The following is a 20600-nucleotide window of genomic DNA, read 5'->3' as shown; positions in this document are numbered from 1 at the left end:
CGCGACCCGGCTTTCAGGAGGAGCCCATGTTGAGTCCGACCCGACGCATCGCATCTTGCGCGCCACGCGCTGCGATCGCCATCACCCTGTTCGCTTCTCTCATTCTCATTTCTGGAGTCCGTGCCGGCATGGCCGAAACCTTCGCCTATGTCGGCAACGCCGACAGCAACGACATCAGCGTGTTCAAGATGGCCGAGAGCGGCGAGATGACGCTCGTGCAGACGGCCGCCTTCAAGGGCGTCGAAAAGCCCGGCTCCTCGACGCCGCTCGCAATCACGCCCGACCACCGCGTGATGATTGCCGGCATCCGTTCGCAGCCATACCTCGCGGTGAGCTTTGCGATCGATCCCAAGACCGGCCAGCTCAGCCATCTCGGCAACGGACCGCTCGCGGACAGCATGGCCAATATCGCCATCGACCGCAGCGGCAAGTTCCTGTTCAGCGCCTCCTATGGCGGCAACAAGGTCGCGCTGAATCCGCTGCTTGCCAACGGCGTGGTCGGCGAGCCCAAGCAGGTGATCCCGACCGGGCTGAATGCCCACGCCTTCCTGCCCTCACCCGATAACCGCTTCGTGTTCGCGACCAATCTCGGCTCGGATCAGATCATGAGCTTCGCGTTCGATGCCGCGGCCGGTACGCTCACGCCGAGCGATCCGCCGGCCCACAAGGTGCCGGAAAAATCGGGGCCGCGGCACTTCGTGTTTCATCCGGGCGGCAAGTTCGTCTATCTCCTCCACGAGCTGAACGGCGACGTCGCGGTATTCACCTATGAAGCCAGGAGCGGCGCGTGGGACGAGATCCAGCGCACCACCGCGCTGCCGGAAGGATTTTCCGGAAAAGAGTCTGATAAGAAGGCTTGGGCCGCCGACATCCACATCACTCCGGACGGCCGCTTCCTCTACGCCTCCGAGCGCACCACCAGCACGCTCATCGCCTACAAGGTCGATGGATCAAGCGGCAAGCTGACCACGATCGGCAGCGTGCCGACCGAGAAGCAGCCGCGCGGCTTCCAGATCGATCCTTCCGGGCGCTACCTCGCCGCGGTCGGCGAGGTCTCGGACAGCATGACGCTCTATGCCATCGACCAGACCAGCGGCGCGCTGGCCAGGCTGAAATCCTACCCCACCGGCAAGAAGCCGAACTGGGTCGAATTCCTGAGCCTGCCGTGAGGGGCTGCGGCGACGGACCTACGTAAACATCCGTAATTTCGTAAGTCCCGGCTGGCGTCATATCTTCGGCCATGGACCGACAGATTGTCTTCAAGTGCCCTCAGACCGGCCTGAACGTGCAGCATCGGCTTGCCGACGAGCCGGCTGATCGCACCCACGTGTCCGTGTCCTGCCCGGCCTGCACGCGGCTGCATCTGATCGATCGGGCCACCGGCAAGCTGCTGGGTGATCGACGCGCCTGACGGTTGACGCCGGCCTGCGGCCTGCGCCGTGACGTCTTCGGAGCGAACCTGTTCTCCAATCCCGCGACTAATCAAAGACTTGCCGCGACTGGCTGCGGCGGCGCGGCATCCTGGCTTGGGACCACGCGGCCGTGGTGCGGGCGGCGGCCATCTGCTATCGATTGGAGGCATAGCCCCTGTGGAATTTCCGATGCGTCATTTGTCCCGCGCCGTTGTTCGAAACCTCTGTCCCGCAGCCGTCGCCGGCCTGCTCGTCCTCGGCCCCTGTCCGGCCGGCGCCGCCGATGACGACGCGCCCAAGGGGCCGGCGGTCACGGTGCTGAAAGTCGCAAAATCCTGCTTCTCCGACATCGTCGAAGCCACCGGCACGATCATCGCGCGGGAGGAAACCTCGGTGCGGCCCGAGCGTCCCGGCCTCAAGGTCACGGACGTGCTGGCGGAAGCGGGCGATACCACCACCGCCGGCCAGGTGCTGGCGCGGCTGGCGCTGCCCGAAGGCGGCACGCTTCAGGTCACCGCGCCCGTGGCGGGCGTGATCGCGACCTCGACTGCGCAGATCGGCAACTTCGCCTCGGCCAAGGGCGAGGCGCTGTTCACGATCGTGGCGCGCAGCGAATACGATCTCGTCGGCCTCGTGGCCACCGCCGATGTGCGCAAGCTCGCAGTCAATCAGCAGGCCACCGTGCGGATCGCAGGCGCCGGCGACATCAGCGGCAAGGTGCGCCGCATCGGCCCGACCGTCGAGCCGAACATCCAGCAGGGGATGGTTTATATCGGCATCTCCTCGCAGAAGCGGTTGCTGCTGAACGCGAGTGGGCGGGCGCTGATCAAGACCGGGCAGAGCTGCAACGTCGCGGTGCCGCTCACCGCCGTGCAGTATTCATCCGCCGGCACCGTGGTGCAGGTGATCCGCCGCAACCGCGTCGAGACCAAACGTGTCGAGATCGGCTTGATGTCGGGCGGCAATATCGAGGTCCGCGATGGCCTGAACGAAGGCGATGTCGTCGTCGCCCGCGCCGGCGCATTGCTGCGCGAAGGCGATCCGGTGCGTCCGGCGATGGCGAGCGCGGAAGCGGCGAAGTAGCGGCCACGATCGTCATTGCGAGGAGCTCTTGCGACGAAGCAATCCAGAGTCTTTCCGCGGAAAGATTCTGGATTGCTTCGCTGCGCTCGCAATGACGATGCAGGTACAGTGTGCCCCAGAAAACTAGGCCCCGGCTCAGCGTCGCATCATTGCATGATGCGCCGCGTCCGGGGCACGAGACTTCGTAAGAGTCTAGCAGAAACTAGCCGCCGGCTTCGCCGAAATGGACGTCTTCGAGCAACGATGACGACACGGTCGGGACCTGGTCGCCTTCGCTGGCGCGGGAGATGGCGAGGCGGGTCTTGTTGAAGACGCTCTCGGCGCTGCCCGGCTTGCTGAGATTGTTGAGGAACTCGCTGACCAGCACGCTGTGCTCGCCCTTGCCGTCGTCGACGACCTTGCCGGGCGAGGCGGAGGTGAGGATCAGTGCATTGTCGGACGCGCTGATCGGCGCGAGACCGTGGCTGTAGGAGCGGAAGCGGCGCTCGTAGGGATTGCGGCGGGAGGCGTCGACCACGACCAGCTTGGCCTTGGCCCCCTGCTCCTTCATCATGTCGAGCACGCCGTCGATGGAGATGCCATGGCGACGGACGTCGCTTTCCTTCCAGATCACGGCATCGACCGGCAGCATGTAGCTCTCGCGACCGGCCTGCACGCCGTAGCCGCCGAAGAACAGCATGACGACGCTGTCGCGCTTGATCCGGGACTTCAGGCGGTTGACGGCGCGGACCATGTCGTCCTTGGTCGCGTCTTCCACCATGTCGACGTCAAAGCCGTTCTTGCGCAGCGACGAGGACAGCGCACGGGCGTCGTTGATCGACTGCGCCAGCGGCGCGTTGGCGTCGGGATAATGTCCATTGCCGATGACGAGCGCGAGGCGCGAGGTCTGGCCGATCGAACCGGTGATCTGTTCGGTCGTCACAGCCTTGGCGGCATCGATCGCACGCATGTTGAGAGCAGCATGGGCGCCGATCACGAGCGACACCGTGCCGATGAGGGCTGCGGCGAGGGCGATCGTACGTCTGGAAAGGTCGAGCTGCTTTACATTCATCTCGGTTCGTTTCCTGTGCCAAAGACCAGCCACGCGCGCGCACACTGTTTGAGTAGCGCGATAGCGTCTTTAGGTTTGAGGGATTGGCCGGGGAAGTGCCCCCGAATTGCGCGCAATTTGCGGCGCCGCACCAAACAAACCCTTAACCGGATATAGGCCCTGGGGCAATAGATTGCCCAAAATTTGAACTAAGTAGCTGAATATGTTGATTAATTCTCCGAGGCAGGATACCGCATCCTTGGTTCCCCCGTAGCCCTCCGGGGACGATCATGCAGCCCTCGTGCCGGCTTTTTCCGTGACCTCCATCACATTTGTATTTCCTGCGAATCCGGGTAGCCTTTTCAACGACTTGCAGGGGGTGGCGCGCAGATGGGAGCGTGCCGGCCGTCCCCGACCAAGGCCCCCGCAACCAGGTATTTCATGAGCTTTCATTATTTTGCCGGCGCCGCCTGCCGGGCGCTGACGGCGCGGAAGGACGGCCCCACGCTTTACGACGTCTGCGATCCCGTATTGTCTGACACGGCCAGCGGCGATCCGCATCTGGCCAAATTCTACAAGACCGCACTCGGCAATCCCGCGCTGCGGATACTGCTCCGCCGCGCCGGCCTGCCCGAGCTGCGCGACGAGGCCAGGCTGACCCGGCTGCGCGAGGCGCTCACCCACGCCCGCGACGAGGTCGAGCCCGACTGGGCGGCGGTGGGGCGGCCGATCGCCGATCTCGTCGACAGCATCGCGCTCGATCATCCCAAGCCGCCGCCCGTGCCGTTCACCGCCGCCCTGCCGCAGAGCGCGCAGATCGACGGCGCGATCCGCGACTGCGCGCAGCATCTGCTCGGCTCGTACCGCCGCAACGGCTTCCTGCCGACCTATGCCGCCTTCAACCTGATTGGGGATCCCGATTTCCGCGGACGTGAGCTGATCATGGCGCTGACGGGGCTGAACGCGCGCGGCTACAAGAACTCCTCGCTGCTGTTCAACCTCGCCCGCGTCTTCATCGCGCGCTCACCCGCGCGCGCCGTGGTCAATCCGCCCTGGAAAGGCATTGCCGAGCCGATGTGGGAGCCGGTGCAGATCCGCCATCGCTCGGCCTATTACGATGCGTTCTTCATCGAGGCACTGCTGAGCTATGTCGAGACCGGGCTCGCCTCGCCGGCCGACAAGACCGCGGCGGAGCGCGCGATCGCCGACATGGTCGATTTCTGCGTCAATATCAGCCGCGAGGAGGTCGAGGGCTTGGGCGGCGCGCGCTTCAACGTCATCACCGCACTCGCGCCAGCGCCGCATCCACGGTTCTCCCGCTACTTCGCGCAGATCAAGCAGGATCTCGGCTTCGGAATCTACGTGCCGGATTGCGACACCACGGCCTGCTCGATCTCGGCAGCGACGCAGGCCGGCTGCACCGATCCCATCATCGACCAGCCGCTATTGGATTTCTACTCGGGCTATCAGGTGCGCGCCGGCGTCAACGCGCCGCGCGTGACCGTGCCGCTCAACGACAATATCGACTATGAAGGCGGGGTTGCGACCTGGATCGACAATCTCGCAGGCGAACGCCCTTACGGCAACGATCTCGATCCCACGCTCAATCTCGACATTCTCGAGGTCAGCTTTCGCAACCTGGCACGCTGGAAGATTCTGGAGACGCCGGCGCGGCTCGCCACCGTGCACCGGATCATCGGCTTCCAGAAGCGCCTGGCGGCCAGCGGCGCCTTCGCCAATCCGCGCTCGCACATCTATTACCTGCCGGAGCTCTACAGCGCCTATTTCGGCCGCTGCTATGCCGCGTTCCTCGCGCTGCCGCTGGCGGCGCAAGCGGCGATCGACCCCGACGGCGATTTCGATTTCATCCGCCACCGCGTGCTGTCCTACGTCAAGGGCGAGCTGATGGCCGCGGAGATGAACGTGTTCGACGCTGCGCTGGCGCTGATCGCGCTCGGCCATCTCGGCGCCGACCCGCGTGCCTTTGCGCCGGCCTTGAACGTCATCATCGCTGGGCTTGGCGAAGGCGGCCGCCGCGGCCCGTTCCGCGCCTATGAATGGAACAAGATGAAGACGCCGACGCGGATTCTCGTTGGCGGACCGGAGGTGACGTCGGCCTTCGTGCTGATGGGGCTGGCGGTGGCGAAGCGGGTGATGGCGCGGGGGTGAGGGCACACTGTATCCGTGCCCCGGACGCCATCAGCGCGTCTACGCGCGTCTTTGACGCGCTATGGCAGCGCCTCTTCGGCGGTGCGCTGCAGAGCCGGGGCCCATACCTCCGCGAGATGTGTCTGTGAATTTCTGGGTCCCGGCTCTGCGGAGCGGCGTTGCACGCCGCACCGCGTCCGGGACACGAGCCGAGAGGCCATCGCGCAATGACGGGAAGTTGAAAGCCCATCTGTTCGGCATGCGCTGGCCGTGCGGCCAAAAGCCGACCACAATTGCGCGGCTTATCGAGATTGTCATTACAACTGGACCGGCATGTTGCGAAAAGTCCTGATTGCGCTGTCCTTGTTCGCCATCCCTTCGCTGGCTGATGCTGCCGACATCACCGGCACGGCAAAGGTCCGCGCCGGCGACGCCGTCGTCATCGGCAACACGCGCATCCGGCTCGGCGGTATCGACGCGCCCGCGATCGACCAGCTCTGTCTCAACACCAAGAGCGAGCGCTGGACCTGCGGCGTCGCGGCCCGCGACGAGCTCGCCAAATTCGCCGAGGGCAAGACCTGGGTCTGCCACACGAGATCGATCGACCGGCGCGGCCGCACCGTGGCGCGCTGCGAGGTCGGCGGCGAGGACATCCAGAAATGGCTGGTGCGCAGCGGCTGGGCACTGGCCTACACCCACATGTCCCGCGACTATGAGCTGGATGAAAAGGCCGCGCGCGATGCCAAGGCCGGGATGTGGCAGGGCGCCTTCATCGCGCCCTGGGACTGGCGGGTCCGCAACAAGAAGACCGTCATCCTCGGCGCCACCAAGCCGCCTGATGGGGCGCATGCGGTGCTGCTCGCCTCGGCCTCGGGGCCGGTGGCGCCGTCGCCGGACTGCACCATCAAGGGCAACGTCAACAGCGCCGGCGAATGCATCTATCACCAGCCGACCAGCCGCTGGTACACCCAGATCAAGATGAAGATCAGCAAGGGCACGCGCTGGTTCTGCTCGGTCGAAGAGGCCGAAGCGGCCGGTTGCCGGGAGACCAAGAGATAAGAGCCCCAGACCTGCGTTTTGCGCGCTTTTCTTGGCCTCCAACGCCGCGTAAAAGTGAGACTCAGCAACCCACCATCCTGTTCTCAAGCAACAAGGACTGACAGCAATGACCGTTCGCGCGGGCCGGGAGTTTCTGGCCATCCCCGGGCCCACCACGATGCCCGACGAGGTGCTGCGGGCGATGCACCGTCCGGCGATCGACATCTACTCCAAGGAAATGCTGGACCTGACCGAGAGCCTGCTCGGCGACATCTCGAAATTGTTTGCGACTAAGGGCAAGTCCTACATCTACATCGCCAACGGTCACGGCGCTTGGGAAGCGGCGCTGAGCAACGTGCTGTCGCGGGGCGACAAGGTGCTGGTGCTGGAGAGCGGGCGCTTTGCGATCGGCTGGGGCAATGCAGCGGCGCTGATGGGCGCCGAGGTCGAGGTGCTCAAGGGCGATTGGCGCCGCGCGGTGCGGCCGCACGAGGTCGAGGAACGCCTGCGCCGCGACAAGGAGCACAAGATCAAAGCCGTCGTCGTGGTCCAGGTCGACACGGCCTCCGGCGTGCAGAACGACATCGAGGCGATCGGCAAGGCGATCAAGGCCAGCGGCCATCCCGCGCTCTACATGGTCGACACCGTCGCCTCGCTCGGCTGCATGCCTTTCGAGATGGACAAATGGGGCATCGACGTCGCCATGTCCGGCTCGCAGAAGGGCCTGATGACGCCGCCAGGCCTCGGCTTCGTCGCCGCCAATGCGCGCGCGCTCGAGGTGCACAAGAAGGCGAACATGTCGACGCCCTATTGGAGCTGGAGCGAGCGCGAGGGCACCGAGAACTATCGCAAATATGCCGGCACCGCACCGGTGCATCTGTTGTTCGCGCTGCGCCGGGCGATCGACCTGTTGCACGAGGAAGGGCTGGAGAACGCCTTCCGCCGCCACAGCCTGCTCGGCGAAGCCGCGCGCCGCGCGGTCTCCGTGTGGTCGGAAGGCCAGGTGCTCGGCTTCAACGTCGCGGAAGCGAGCGAGCGCTCCAACACCGTAACCACGGTGACGATGAGCAACGGCCATGACCCGGCCGTGCTGCAACGCTATTGCAAGGACAAATGCGGCGTCGTGCTCGGCACCGGCATCGGCGACCTCTCGGGACAGGCTTTCCGTATCGCCCATATGGGCCATGTCAATGCGCCGATGCTGCTCGGCACGCTGGGCGTGATCGAGGTGGGCCTGAACGCGCTGAAGATCCCGCACGGCAAGGGTGGGCTGGAGGCGGCGGTGGCGTATCTTGGCGAGGAAGTGGCGGTGTAACGTAAGGCGCAGCCACAAACACCGCTGTCGTCCCTGCGAACGACGCCCTTCTTCCTTCTCCCCTTGTGGGCGAGGGGAAAATCAGCGCTTTGTAGCCCGGGTGAGCGAAGCGACACCCGGGATTCTTGCGCGAGATCCCGCATATCGCTCCGCTCATGCGGGCTACGGCACAATGAGGCACCATCCCCATCGATGTTTCGGCTCGCGCTTGGATTGCAGTGGGAGAACCTGCCGGGGCCTCAAACACCTCGTACTACAAACTTTTCACACTCAATGCGGCTCCGCCACGGCCTCAATCCGACACGGCCTAGCGGATCCTCAGGCAGCGCGGCGGAATAGAACCATTGGTCGTATGGACCCACGACTCGAGTCGCGAGGCGACGGTCCGCGATTGTGATGCTGATCGAGTACGTAGCCCCCTCCTCCATGGAGAACTGTATTCCGTCGTCTAGGTGCTGAAAGTCGAGATAAGCGTCACCGCCGCGGTCGCCAATCAGTTCAAGAAACATCCGCTCCTGATTGAGCAAGAGGTTATAGTACCTGCGCACACCGCGAGGCGTCGCCCAGCCAAACACGATGCCAGCATTCACAGCGTCGAGCCGATTGACAGGCGCGAGGTCCATGAATCGAAGTACGGCATCAATCGATATCCCTGTCGAGTAATGCCCATGCGACAGCACATAATTGTGCATCCCGCTGCCGATCAGAGTCTTATCCTCATCCCGACGATACCATCGTCCAATCTTCAAGAGATTTTGCCATCCCATCGGCGAAGTAAATTCCTCGCCCTCCCCCGAGGCGCCTGATCGATCGAAACGCGATACCGAAAAGATTTTGCATATATCGTCAAGGAGAATACCTATCTGCGCGGATGTCTCTATCGTGCGGCCCTGCGGCATTCGGAGTATGTCGATCAACTCTCTCGGATCAACGTGCCGAAATACAGGCAGTAACGGCTTTTCCAAAACCCATGCAGCTCCTGCTTCAGCATGTACCCACCCGCTTGTCTTGGACTCGGGCGTAATCAAGCACAACACAAGTTTGGCGTTCTTCAGCGCACTGCGAATCGCAGGTTCCCAGTTCTCACCGGCATTCAAGTTGCGCTCGGCCAAGAATACCCGAAGACCCAGATCGTCAAGCTGAGAGGCAAGGCTGGCTGCAATTTCCCCGTTTTTCTGGGCATAACTGATAAAGACGTGATACATCCGCGCCCCCGAGCCTGCCAGGCAATTCGCAATACGGACCGCTCATTTCAGCCATCTGCCACAACGAGTACATTGAGGCAACATGGCAGCCCAGACCCGAGGAAAGAATTCCGACGCAGGCCGGTGGAGGAACAGTCCTGCGATCAGATGCGGAAAATGGGTCACGAAAAGCGCATAGTGCGGCAGCGCATAGGCTGCGACCTGCTCTCCGCGGATGAGATGGTCGAGAGACCTGTACCCCCTCACCCGGAATTTGCTTTCGCAAATTCCGACCTCTCCCCGCATCCGCCTTCGCCGAAGCTTCGGCGGACAAGGGCGGGAAGAGGCGAAGAACAGCGACTTCGGACACAAATGAGGATCGAGTGACACAAGCCAAGACGCCTTCCCAGCCGCCCGTCGCCCCGCGCCGGCCGCATTCCTTCACGCGGCACGGCATCACCGTGAACGACGACTATGGCTGGCTGAAGGACGAGAATTGGCAGGAGGTGCTGCGCGATCCCGCGGTGCTCGACCCTGATATCCGCGAATATCTCGACGAAGAGAACGGCTACACCGAAAGCCTGCTCGGACACACCGCACCCTTGCAGAAGACGCTGGTGCGCGAGATGCGGGGACGGATCAAGGAGGACGATTCCAGCGTGCCGTCGCCGGACGGGCCGTTCGCCTATTTCCGCAGATTTCGCGAGGGCGGGCAGCACGAGTTGTTCGGCCGCATGCCGCGCGACGGCGGCGAGGGCCATATCGTGCTCGACGGCGATGCGCTCGCCAAGAACCACAAATATTTCAAGTTCGGCGGCAGCCGGCACTCGTACGATCACAAGCTGCAGGCCTGGAGCGCGGACACCAAGGGCTCGGAATATTTCTCCATCCGCGTGCGCGACTGGGCCAGCGGCAAAGACCTCGACGATCTCGTCGAGGAGACCGATGGCGGCGTGGTCTGGGCCGCGGACTGCAAGAGCTTCTTCTATGTGAAGCTCGACGACAATCACCGGCCGATGCAGGTGTGGCGTCACAGGCTCGGCACCAGGCAGGCCGACGATACGCTGGTCTATGAGGAGCAGGATGCCGGCTGGTTCACCCATCTGCACGAGAGCACCAGCGGCCGCTTCTGCGTGATCGCGGGCGGCGACCATGAGACCTCGGAGCAACGGCTGATCGATCTCGCCCATCCCGAGGCGCCGCCGCGCCTCGTCGCCGCGCGCGAGGAGGGCGTGCAATATTCGCTCGCCGACCGCGGCGACGAGCTGTTCATCCTCACCAATGCGGACGATGCCATCGACTTCAAGATCGTCACCGCGCCGCTCAGCCAGCCCGAGCGCAAGAACTGGCGCGATTTGATTCCGTATCGGCCCGGCATCTACATCATCGACCTCGATCTCTATGCCGGCCATCTGGTGCGGCTGGAACGGGCCAATGCGCTGCCGTCGATCGTGATCCGCGATCTCGCAACGAAAGAAGAGCACGCCATCGCGTTCGACGAGACTGCCTATTCGCTGGATACGATGGGCTCCTACGAATTCGAGACGACGAATTTGCGCTTTGCCTATTCGTCGATGACGACGCCGTCGGAAGTCTACGATTACGACATGATCAAGCGCACGCGCGTGCTGCGCAAGCGGCAGGAGATCCCGTCCGGCCACAACGCTGCCGACTATGTCACCACGCGCATCATGGCAAAGGCACATGACGGCGCCGAGGTGCCGGTGTCGATCCTGCATCGCCGCGGGCTCAAGCTCGACGGCTCGGCGCCACTGCTGCTCTACGGCTACGGCTCCTACGGCATGGCGATGCCGGCCTCGTTCAGCGCCAATCGGCTGTCGCTGGTCGACCGCGGCTTCGTCTATGCCATCGCCCATATCCGCGGCGGCGCCGACAAGGGCTGGGGTTGGTATCTCGACGGCAAGCGCGAGAAGAAGACGAACTCGTTCGACGATTTCGCGGCAAGCGCCCGCGCGCTGATCGATGCGAAGTACACTAGCGCAAAGCGCATCGTCGGCCATGGCGGCTCGGCGGGCGGCATGCTGATGGGTGCGGTGGCGAACCGCGCCGGCGAATTGTTCGCCGGCATCGTCGCCGAGGTCCCGTTCGTCGACGTGCTCAACACGATGCTCGACGACACGCTGCCGCTGACGCCGCCGGAATGGCCGGAATGGGGCAACCCGCTTCTGAGCGAGAAGGATTTTCGCACCATCCTGTCGTACTCGCCCTACGACAATGTCGCAGCGAGGCAGTACCCGGCGATCCTGGCGATGGGCGGGCTGACCGATCCGCGCGTCACCTATTGGGAGCCCGCCAAGTGGATCGCGCGCCTGCGCGCCACCATGACCGGCGGCGGCCCGGTCCTGCTCCGCACCAACATGGGCGCCGGCCACGGCGGCGCCTCGGGTCGATTTGATCGGCTGGATGAAGTCGCGATCGTGTATGCGTTCGCGCTGTGGGCGGCGGGGATGGCGGAGGCTTAACTCTTCTCCCTCTCCCCGTTCTTACGAGGGTCGGGGTGAGGGGCTCTATCCGCGAACACACCGGCAGTGAAGCTCGCGGAGACTCCCCCTCACCCGGAATTCGCTTTGCGAATTCCGGCCTCCCCCCCCCCCCGGCGAGCGGGGAGAGGCGAAGGAACTACCTCCCGTTCCTCTTCCGCCATTCCCCAAAATCGGTGAGCGTCTGCGGATCGGTCGCCGGATAGAGACCAAAAATGCCGCGGCCCTTGCCGACCTTCTCGGTGACGAAGTCCTCGAACGCGGTCATCTCGAAAGTCTCGTTCGCGATCTCATCGGCGAGATGTGCGGGGATCACGATGACGCCGTCGGCATCGCCGAGGATGACGTCGCCGGGGAACACCGGGGCGTCGCCGCAGCCGATCGGGACGTTGATCTCGATCGCCTGGTGCAGCGTGAGGTTGGTCGGCGCCGAGGGGCGGTGGTGGAAGGCGGGAAAACCGAGCTTGGCGATCTCGGCGGAGTCGCGAAAGCCGCCGTCGGTGACGACGCCGGCGACGCCGCGCTTCATCAGCCGGGTCACCAGGATCGCGCCGGCTGAGGCCGCGCGCGCGTCCTTGCGGCTGTCCATCACCAGCACCGCGCCCGGCGGGCAATCCTCGACCGCCTTGCGCTGCGGATGGGAACGATCCCTGAACACCTCGATGGTGTTGAGATCCTCGCGCGCCGGCATGTAGCGCAGCGTGAAGGCCTCGCCGACCATGGTCGGCTGGTCGGGGCTCAACGGGCGAACATCCTGGATCATCTGGATGCGCAGGCCGCGCTTGAACAGCGCGGTGGCGACGGTGGCGGTGGAGACGGATTGGAGCTTGTTGCGGGTGGCTTCGCTGAGTTTTGTCATTTGGTACACTCTCTCTTTCGTCATTCCGGGGCGATGCGTAAGCATCGCCCCGGAACGACAGTCAATAAATCGACGGCTCGCCGATCGGCGCGCCGAAATCGGTCTCGAGGAAGTCGAAGTCGCAGCCGTCATTGGCCTGCTTGATGTGTTTTGTGAACATCCAGCCATAGCCGCGCTCGAAGCGGCGCTCGGGTTGCTTCCAGGCGGCGCGGCGCTTTGCGAGCTCGGTCTCGCTCACATCGAGATTGATGGTGCGTGCGGCGACGTCGAGCGTGATGCGATCGCCGTTCTGCACCAGCGCCAGCGGACCACCGATGTAGGATTCGGGCGAGACGTGCAGGATGCAGGCGCCATAGCTGGTGCCGCTCATGCGCGCGTCCGAGATGCGCACCATGTCGCGCACGCCCTGCTTCACGAGCTTGGTCGGGATCGGCAGCATGCCCCATTCCGGCATGCCCGGCCCACCCTGCGGCCCCGCATTGCGCAGGATGAGGATGTGGTCCTCCGTGACGTCGAGGTTCGGATCGTCGACTGCCTTCTTCATCGAGGGATAGTCGTCGAACACCAGCGCTGGGCCCGTATGCTTGAGGAAGCGCGGTGCGCAGGCGCTTGGCTTGATGACGCAGCCGTCGGGCGCGAGGTTGCCCTTGAGCACGGCGAGCGCGCCCTCCTTGTAGATGGGATTGTCGACCGACCGGATCACGTCGTCATTGTGCACTTCGGCATGCTCGATGTTCTCGCCGAGAGTCTTGCCGGTGGCGGTGATGCAATCGAGATGCAGATGTTGCCTGATCTGGCCCATCAGCGCCGGCAGGCCGCCGGCATAGAAGAAGTCTTCCATCAGATAGGCATTGCCGCTGGGCCGGACGTTGGCGATCACAGGCACCTTGCGGCTGGCCTTCTCGAAATCGTCCAGGCCAATGTCCTGCCCGGCGCGGCGGGCCTGCGCGATCAGATGGATGATCGCGTTGGTAGAGCAGCCCATCGCCATGGCGACCGCAATCGCATTCTCGAACGCCTTGCGGGTCTGGATCACCCTCGGCGTCAGATCCTCCCAGACCATCTCGACGATGCGGCGGCCGCATTCACTGGCCATGCGGATGTGATTGGCGTCGGCCGCGGGAATCGAGGACGCACCCGGCAGCGTCATGCCGATCGCCTCGGCAATCGCGGTCATGGTGGAAGCCGTGCCCATGGTCATGCAGGTGCCGTAGCTGCGGGCGATGCCGGCTTCGATGTCGAGCCAGTCCTTGTCGGAGATCTTCCCGGCGCGGCGCTCGTCCCAGTATTTCCAGCCGTCTGAGCCGGAGCCGAGCGTCTTGCCCTTCCAATTGCCGCGCAGCATCGGGCCTGCCGGCAGGTAGATCGCCGGGATGTTCATCGAGGTCGCGCCGAGCAGCAGCGCCGGCGTGGTCTTGTCGCAACCGCCCATCAGCACCACGCCGTCGACGGGATGGCTGCGCAGGAGCTCCTCGGCATCCATCGCCAGCAGGTTGCGATAGAGCATGGTGGTCGGCTTCAGCAGCGATTCCGACAGCGACAGCGCCGGCAATTCCAGCGGCAGGCCGCCGGCCATCAGGATACCGCGCTTGACGTCATCGACGCGCGACTTGAAATGCATGTGGCAGGGCTGCGCATCCGACCAGGTGTTGAGGATCGCAATGATCGGCCGGTCCTTCCACTCCTCCGGCGCGTAGCCCATCTGCATGGTGCGGGAGCGGTGGCCGAACGAGCGAAGATCGTCGGGCGCGAACCAGCGCGCGCTGCGGAGCTGGTCGGGCGTCTTCTTCTTGGTCATGATTGGGTGCCCCATTTCTGGACGGTGTTCCGCTCGATGGCGCGGAAGATCAGGTTTCTCGACTCAGGTTTCTCGACAAAGAGCCCGATGATGATCACCGTCAAGAGGCCTGCGAAGACCGCAGGTATGTCGAGGAGATTGCGGTTCTCCAAGATGAACCAGCCGAGCCCGCCCTGGCCCGAGCACACGCCGAACACCAGCTCGGCCGCGATCAGGGCGCCACGCTCAGCTTGCGCTCGGCCTCACCCCGAGCGGGAGAGGTGCACGAGCGCACGCGCGATCGATTCAACTTAAGGCGATTCCGCCTCAGGCCACGTCGCGGCCGTTGCGCCGCTCCGGCTCGCGATAATCGGCATCGCCGCTGTCGCGATGGGCCAACACCGGAAGTGACAAGTCTTATTCAATCACCTCGTCCGCGCGCGCGAGAAGGGATGCCGGGATTTCGATACCGAGCGATTTCGCCGTCTTGAGATTAATGACAAGCAGGTATTTGGTGGGTTGCTCGATAGGAAGCTCGGCCGTTTTGGCCCCCCTCAGAATTCGATCGACATAATGGGCCCCCATTCGAGCCAAGGCAGGAAAGTCCGGCCCGTAGGAAATCAATCCGCCTGCTCGCGCAAAGCCGGCATCGAAGGAGATTGATGGTAGGCCGGCCTGGACCGCGAGATCGGCCATACGGTTCGGCGGAAAGATTGGGTCACTAAATATGTCCATCGCCTCTGCTCCTCGGCTTTTCGCGGCGGCAACGGCGCGAGGTACTTCGCCCACTTCGTGCACATCGACTACGTCGAGCTGAAAGCCGAGCTTGGCGGCCGCAGTTGGCGTCTCCGGAAACACCAGCCGATGCATCTCGTTTGAGGTGTTGAGAAAAACTGCCACGCGCTTGGCCTGTGGCAAAACCTCTCGAAGAATACCAAGAAACTTTCCTCCAAAATCGGTCCGATCCATTGTAGCGACGCCCGTCAGGTTTCCGCCAGGATGGGCAAGACTCGACGCAAGTCCCATACCGACCGGATCGGCGACCAGGATTATTACAATTGGTATGTCCGAGGTGGCGTTCTTTGCAGCGCGCGCAGCAAAAGGAGAGAAGGCAACGGTGAGAGCGGGTCTCGACCGCACAAGGTCGGCTGCGAGCGCCGGAAGCTGGTCGAGGTGATAATCCGGATCCTTCCGCTCAGTCGCAATGGTCGTGCCCTCGACCCAGCCAATTTTTTGAAGCTCGTCCGAAAACGCCTCAATATAGGGAACCTTGCAGGCAGGCACGCAAAGCACGCCGATCCGCGCCACACTTCGCACCGATTGAGCTGTGGCTGCCGACGCGAAGGACAGCAGCACAACCAGAAGAGCGGACACTGTAACGGCAAAAACGGCAAATCGTCTCATGCGATCACCGTATCGCTGCACGGACGGCGTTCGGATCGACAGGTCGAGCGTCTTATCCAACAAGTCAATTAGTAGCAGCTTCGAGACGATCGAATGATCACAAATGAACGCTATGGGTCATGTTCGACGGATTCATCAAGGATTGTCGGCAGGTTGATGTCCGCTTCGCCCAGTAGCGCTCGCAATACTCTCTCGATGGTTGTTCTGGCGCACATATCAGCCGCTTGGCGGAATTTGGCCGCGAAGGTAGGCCTGCGACCAATAGGAACCGGTATAGATCACGATCGCCGCGAGCAGGCCGCAGATCAACGCAAAGCCGCCGAGCAGCCGGGTGCGAAGTCCGGTGTTCGCGATCGATCTGAACATGACAGGGTCTCGTGCTGATGGCCGGTGGGAGGCCGGCCTTCGTCGGATGCGGAATACGGGAATGAGAAATGCGCGAAAATGCCGATACGAAAACTATCTGAGATTGTAATCTGTCGCCTTTAACCTATAGTGAAAGCTCGGTTCCGTACAACTACGGCGAGAACAATATCTCCCGTTGCTGAAACGGCTTAACGCCATTCCAGAACCAAAGTTTAGCTCATATGCACGCAAGAGTGTGTATGCTGTACAAGGCATTGCCTGCCCGCGCGCCAGGAAGAGCCATCGCAGCAAACGCGAGGCGCTTGCGGCACGGGCAGAATCCGCGCAACAATTTCACATTTGTTGCTTTGATTTGAGGTCGCTGGAAGTCTCACGCGACCCCGGAGGACTTCAGGCGTGGCCAACATCCTGATCGTGGATGACGATCCGGCCGTACAGATCACCCTCCGGCTGCTGCTGGAACGGGCTGGTCATCACGTGACGGTCGCCGGCGATGGCCGCGAGGGACTGGCGCTGTTCGAGGCCAGCTCATTCGACCTACTGTTTCTCGACATCTTCATGCCCGGCATGGACGGCCTGGAGACGATGCGTCACATTCGGGCGCAAGCCCCGGCCATTCCGATCGTCGTCATCTCCGGCCGTTCGATCACGCCGGATCCCTATGCGGAGCCGGACTTCCTGAAGATGGCGACCAAGCTCGGCGCGGTGGCAAGCCTGCAAAAGCCGTTCCGACCCGGCGCACTGCTTGCCGTGGTCGATGGTTGCCTGAACGCGGGCGAGCCGGAGGGCTCCGATGTCCGCTCCGGCTGCCGATGACAAGAACACCTCCTCTGCTCCAGGCCAGAAATGGCGCGGCGATACGGCCATTCCTGCGAATATCCCCATGAGACTTGCAACGACGCTGACAACGCGGCTGGCCATCGCGATGATCCTGCTGGTAGCGGTCACCGTGGCCGCCGTCGGATGGCTGGGCTATCGCAACACGACACAGGCCGTCATTCCGCGGGTCCTGGAGCGGGTCGAAGCCCAGTCGCGCCTGCTGGCGGCCAATCTCGAATCTTACGTCGCCGGCGCTCGCGGCGATTTGACCGGCTATCGCTCCGCCGCGGCAATCAATGGCCTGATCCGCGCTCGCCTCGGCGGAGGAATCGACGCTTCCGACGGCGTCTCTGAAAAGACCTGGCGCGAGCGCATCGCGGCGCGGCTTGCGGCCGAGATCGATGCCAAGCCCAGCTATGGGCAGTTTCGAATTATCGGTCTGGACGATAACCAGCGCGAGCTGGTCCGCGTCGATCGCTCCGGCCCGAATGGAACGGCCCGGATCGTCCCCGACGACGAATTGGAGGGCAAGGGCGAGCGAACCTATTTCCAGGAAACGATACGGCTGGCGCCGGGCGAGATCTATGTTTCGCCCGTCGATCTCGCCACGCGGCAGGGCGGCACCACGGAGCCGCACATTCCGACTCTTCGCGTCGCGACCCCCCTGTTCACGCCGGACAACAAGCCGTTCGGGATCGTCATCGCCAATATCGACATGCGCCCGGCGCTCGACCGCATCCGCTCGACCAGGAGTTCGGGAGGAGAGCTGTATGTCGTGAATTCGCGCGGCGACTATCTCGTGCATCCCGACCGCACGCGGGAATTCGGCTCATTGCGCGGCCGTCCCACCGATTGGCGCAATGACTTTCCATTCTTCTCGGCCCTGGCTGGCACGTCGGACGTAACCACGCGGCTCACAACCGATGAGTCGGGCGCGGCCGAGCGGCGCGGCCGTCGCGCCGGCACTGCTTGCGAGCAAGGAATGGGTCGCCATCATCGTGACCGTTCCCCCGTCCGTCTTCGGCCGCGTGCCGGCCGCCATTCAAAGAACGTCTCTGCTCGTCGGCGTGCTCGCCGTTCTCGCTGCAGCCGCGCTCGCGGTGCTGCTGGCGCGCTCATTGACCCGCCCGATCGGGCGTCTGACCGAGGCGGTGGAGGCCATCGGCAGCGGACGTCCCGCGGACATACCCGTCGATGCCAGCGGCGAGACCGGCGTGCTGGCACGGGCCTTTGCCCACATGGTCGAGGAAACCCGGGCGAAAACAGCCGCGCTCGAACGCGAGATCGAGGAGCATCGCCGCACCGAGGCCGCGCGAAGCCATCACGCGGCGCGCGCGAGCCTGTTCAGCGCCGCGGTGGAATCGTCCGACGATGCGATCGTGATGCAGACGCTCGATGCCGTCATCACGGGCTGGAACCCGGCCGCCGAGCGTCTTTACGGCTATTCGGCGGATGAGGCGATCGGCAAGCCGACGTCGATCATTGTCCCGCCCGACCGCCGCGAGCATGGCAAGGACTATTTGCGGCGGATCGCGCGCGGCGAGCCGATCGAACGCTTCGAGACGGTGCGCCTGCGCAAGGACGGAACGCCGGTCGAGATCTCGCTCAGCCTGTCGCCGATCAAGGGACCGTCGGGCGAGATCATCGGCGCCTCCGGATCTGCGCGCAGCCTCACCGAGGCACGCCGCGCCGAGCGGGCGCTGCAGCAGCAGCTCGAGGAGCGGCGCCAGATCTTCGAGACGTCGCAGGACCTGATCATGGTCATGGACGCGCGGGGCCATATCGTGCAGATCAGCCCGAGCAGCGAGGCCATTCTCGGCTACCGGCCCGAGGAGATGATCGGCCGCAGCGGCGCCGACTTCACGCATCCCGACCATCTGGAGCAGTCGCGCGCGGACATGCGCGCTGTGCGGCGTGGCGAACATCGCAGGCTCGGCGACACTCGCTGCTTGCACAAGAACGGACACGACGTCTGGCTGTCCTGGCTCGGCAACTGGTCCGAGCAGGCGCAGCGTTTCTTCTTCGTCGGACGCGACATGACGGAGGCTCGGCTCGCGCAGGAATCGCTCCGCGAGAGCGAGCGCCTCGCCCGCAGCATCGTCGAGACCGCGCTCGATGGTTTTGTGCAAATCGACGAAACCGGAACGATACTGGACTGGAACTCGCAGGCCGAGAGAATCTTTGGCTGGCTTCGTAGCGAGGCGATCGGCCGGAAGCTCACCACATTAATCATACCAGAAGCTCAACGGTCCGCGCACACGGCCGGCATGGAGCGTTTCCTGGCGACCGGAGAAGCCGCAATCCTCGGCCGCCGTTTCGATATCGAGGCCCAGCGCCGTAACGGAACCGCTATCAAGGTCGAACTCAGCATTACCGAGCTGAAACGCCGCGATGGCTTTGTGTTCAACGGGTTCATCCGCGACCTCACCGACAAGTTCGCCGCCGAGGAGCGCATCCGCCATGCCGAGAAAATGGAGGCCGTCGGCCAGCTTACCGGCGGCGTGGCGCATGACTTCAATAACATTCTCACCGTCATCACCGGGACCATCGAGATTCTCGCGGACGCGGTCGCGAAGGAGCCGCAGCTCGCGGCCATCACGAAGATGATCGACGAGGCCGCCGCGCGCGGCGCCGATCTGACCCAGCACCTGCTCGCCTTCGCGCGCAAGCAGCCGCTCCAGCCGCGCGAGATCGACATCAACTCGCTGATCGTCGACACCGCGAAGCTGTTGCGGCCGACACTGGGCGAGCAGATCCAGATCGAATCGGTGTTCGAGGACGAGAATTGCGTCGGGATCGTCGATCCCAACCAGCTCACCACCGCGATCCTCAACCTCGCCCTCAATGCCCGCGACGCCATGCCCGGCGGCGGCAAGCTGATCCTCGAGACCGGCGTCGCCTATCTCGACGAGGTGTATGCCAGCGCCAACGATGTGCCGCCGGGGCACTATGTGCTGATCGCCGTGAGCGACACCGGCACCGGGATCCCTGCGAACATGCTGGCCAGGGTGTTCGACCCCTTCTTCACCTCGAAGGGACCGGGCAAAGGCACCGGGCTCGGGCTTTCGATGGTCTACGGCTTCATCAAGCAGTCCGCAGGTCACATCAAGATCTACAGCGAGGAGGGTCACGGCACCACGATCAAGATGTATCTGCCGCCCGGCAAGTCGCCGACGGCGGTCGGCGAGGGCGTGACGCCGGCGACGATCGAGGGCGGACACGAGACGATCCTCGTCGTCGAGGACGACCGGTTGGTGCGGGACTACGTGCTGGCGCAACTGCATTCGCTGGGTTACGTCACCTTGCAGGCCGCGAACGCCGCCGAGGCGCTCGCGATCGTCGCCGCCGGAAAACCGTTCGACCTGCTGTTCACCGACGTCATCATGCCCGGCAAGATGAACGGACGGCAGCTCGCCGACGAGCTTCAGAAGACGCGCCCCGATCTCAAGGTGGTCTACACGTCAGGCTACACCGAGAACGCGATCATCCATCACGGCCGGCTGGATTCGGGTGTTCTGCTGCTCGCAAAGCCCTATCGCAAATCGGATCTGGCGCGGATCATCCGCAAGGCGCTGAGCGCTTGAGGCGCTTATGGCTCTCGTGTCCCGGACAAGGCGCAGCGCCGCAAGCGCTGCGACGCAGAGCCGGGACCCAGAACGTCTTG

At 63.8% G+C, this 20600-nt stretch carries 14 protein-coding genes and 2 pseudogenes; 9 read left to right on the top strand and 7 right to left on the bottom strand.

The genetic code is table 11. The features are described from left to right. The first annotated feature begins 26 nt into the window (after window positions 1-26). The 3 genes from ACVIIV_RS08980 (at window position 27) to ACVIIV_RS08970 (ending at window position 2495) form a co-directional block, all read left to right on the top strand. Window positions 27-1169: a lactonase family protein gene (locus tag ACVIIV_RS08980; RefSeq protein WP_456743861.1), complete on the top strand. Its 1143-nt coding sequence runs from the start codon at window positions 27-29 to the stop codon at window positions 1167-1169. 71 nt (window positions 1170-1240) lie between these two features. After that, window positions 1241-1411, top strand: a complete 171-nt coding sequence (locus ACVIIV_RS08975) for a hypothetical protein (RefSeq protein WP_456743860.1) — start codon at window positions 1241-1243, stop codon at window positions 1409-1411. 190 nt (window positions 1412-1601) lie between these two features. Next, window positions 1602-2495, top strand: coding sequence for an efflux RND transporter periplasmic adaptor subunit (locus ACVIIV_RS08970; RefSeq protein WP_456743859.1), 894 nt, complete (start codon window positions 1602-1604; stop codon window positions 2493-2495). 202 nt (window positions 2496-2697) lie between these two features. On the opposite strand, the gene ACVIIV_RS08965 is transcribed toward ACVIIV_RS08970, so the two are convergent. Further along, a complete protein-coding gene (locus ACVIIV_RS08965) occupies window positions 2698-3546 on the bottom strand; it encodes a caspase family protein (RefSeq protein WP_456743858.1) in 849 nt (282 codons plus the stop codon). A 420-nt stretch (window positions 3547-3966) separates the two neighbouring features. Between ACVIIV_RS08965 and ACVIIV_RS08960 the strand changes: the two genes are divergently transcribed. The 3 genes from ACVIIV_RS08960 (at window position 3967) to ACVIIV_RS08950 (ending at window position 8026) form a co-directional block, all read left to right on the top strand. Further along, the gene (locus tag ACVIIV_RS08960) at window positions 3967-5694 is read left to right on the top strand and encodes a hypothetical protein (RefSeq protein ID WP_456743857.1); all 1728 of its coding nucleotides are present in this window, start codon (window positions 3967-3969) and stop codon (window positions 5692-5694) included. Between the two features lie 312 nt (window positions 5695-6006). Further along, window positions 6007-6732, top strand: coding sequence for a thermonuclease family protein (locus ACVIIV_RS08955; RefSeq protein WP_456743856.1), 726 nt, complete (start codon window positions 6007-6009; stop codon window positions 6730-6732). 106 nt (window positions 6733-6838) lie between these two features. After that, window positions 6839-8026, top strand: coding sequence for a pyridoxal-phosphate-dependent aminotransferase family protein (locus ACVIIV_RS08950; protein ID WP_456743855.1), 1188 nt, complete (start codon window positions 6839-6841; stop codon window positions 8024-8026). Between the two features lie 239 nt (window positions 8027-8265). On the opposite strand, the gene ACVIIV_RS08945 is transcribed toward ACVIIV_RS08950, so the two are convergent. Next, window positions 8266-9231, bottom strand: a complete 966-nt coding sequence (locus ACVIIV_RS08945) for a toll/interleukin-1 receptor domain-containing protein (protein WP_456743854.1) — start codon at window positions 9229-9231, stop codon at window positions 8266-8268. 362 nt (window positions 9232-9593) lie between these two features. Here ACVIIV_RS08945 and ACVIIV_RS08940 point away from each other — a divergent pair, with 362 nt between their 5' ends. Further along, entirely contained in the window at window positions 9594-11693 is a 2100-nt protein-coding gene (locus ACVIIV_RS08940; protein ID WP_456743853.1) for a S9 family peptidase, read from the top strand. Window positions 11694-11850: 157 nt separating this feature from the next. On the opposite strand, the gene ACVIIV_RS08935 is transcribed toward ACVIIV_RS08940, so the two are convergent. The 5 genes and pseudogenes from ACVIIV_RS08935 to ACVIIV_RS08915 form a co-directional block, all read right to left on the bottom strand. Then, entirely contained in the window at window positions 11851-12570 is a 720-nt protein-coding gene (locus ACVIIV_RS08935) for a ribonuclease activity regulator RraA (RefSeq protein WP_456743852.1), read from the bottom strand. 61 nt (window positions 12571-12631) lie between these two features. Further along, entirely contained in the window at window positions 12632-14368 is a 1737-nt protein-coding gene (araD, locus tag ACVIIV_RS08930; protein WP_456743851.1) for an L-arabinonate dehydratase, read from the bottom strand. Beyond that, window positions 14365-14583 (bottom strand): annotated as a pseudogene (locus ACVIIV_RS08925) (ABC transporter permease); the annotation flags it as partial. The gene araD and the pseudogene ACVIIV_RS08925, both read right to left, overlap by 4 nt. A gap of 181 nt (window positions 14584-14764) precedes the next feature. Continuing rightward, entirely contained in the window at window positions 14765-15811 is a 1047-nt protein-coding gene (locus tag ACVIIV_RS08920; RefSeq protein WP_456743850.1) for an ABC transporter substrate-binding protein, read from the bottom strand. A 156-nt stretch (window positions 15812-15967) separates the two neighbouring features. Next, complete coding sequence (locus tag ACVIIV_RS08915) at window positions 15968-16117, bottom strand: hypothetical protein (protein ID WP_456743849.1); 150 nt, start codon at window positions 16115-16117, stop codon at window positions 15968-15970. 396 nt (window positions 16118-16513) lie between these two features. Here ACVIIV_RS08915 and ACVIIV_RS08910 point away from each other — a divergent pair, with 396 nt between their 5' ends. Together ACVIIV_RS08910 and ACVIIV_RS08905 are read left to right on the top strand one after the other, a co-directional pair. Next, complete coding sequence (locus ACVIIV_RS08910; RefSeq protein WP_456743848.1) at window positions 16514-16933, top strand: response regulator; 420 nt, start codon at window positions 16514-16516, stop codon at window positions 16931-16933. Beyond that, window positions 16911-20520 (top strand): annotated as a pseudogene (locus ACVIIV_RS08905) (PAS domain S-box protein). The gene ACVIIV_RS08910 and the pseudogene ACVIIV_RS08905 overlap by 23 nt, the downstream one beginning before the upstream one ends. Window positions 20521-20600 lie beyond the last annotated feature (80 nt).

It is taken from the genome of Bradyrhizobium sp. USDA 4354 (assembly GCF_054060315.1).
The sequence above is the reverse complement of the archived record's forward strand: the minus strand, read 5'-3'. Positions and strand labels throughout refer to the sequence as shown.